Origin of the sequence: Mesorhizobium sp. M7A.F.Ca.ET.027.02.1.1, from assembly GCF_004022985.1 — a bacterium.
Lineage (GTDB): Bacteria > Pseudomonadota > Alphaproteobacteria > Rhizobiales > Rhizobiaceae > Mesorhizobium.
Genome location: NZ_RZOL01000974.1, coordinates 1 through 406, shown reverse-complemented (window position 1 = coordinate 406; position 406 = coordinate 1). Strand labels below are relative to the sequence as shown.

Sequence of the window (406 nt, the reverse complement as noted above, 5' to 3'; positions counted from 1 at the left end):
GTACTATTCACAAACGACTGCAACAGCAGATTCCAATCGGCGTCTTCCAATCCGCTGTCGCCCTCGTTGAGCAACCACCGAAGGTGCTCGGCCTTGGCAGCGCAATCCTCGATGCTTTCGACCGCAAATCGAAGCATCTCGTCTCGTGCATGCTCTTCCTGGGCAAGGACCTCGTTCAGTCGCATCTCGATCCGCGCTGAAAACCGACTTTCGGTCTCGCACTCGACGAGACGCCGACAGAGACGCTCCACCTGCTCTCTCAACTGACGATGCCGTCGAAGTATCGTTGTCAGCGGCCTTTCAGTGATAGGATCCTCAAGGCGTTCACCATTAAACGTTATTACAGCCAGAGCCATATCGCGCATCCTCCTTGTGCGCATGTCCAAAGCTTGGAAGCGCGCTGCGT

Annotated in this window: 1 protein-coding gene; it reads right to left on the bottom strand. The window is 55.7% G+C overall.

Features of this window, described 5'->3' with window-relative positions:
• A partial coding sequence (locus EN749_RS37305) for a hypothetical protein (RefSeq protein WP_145991239.1) occupies window positions 1-356 on the bottom strand: 356 nt, incomplete at its 3' end.
• Window positions 357-406 lie beyond the last annotated feature (50 nt).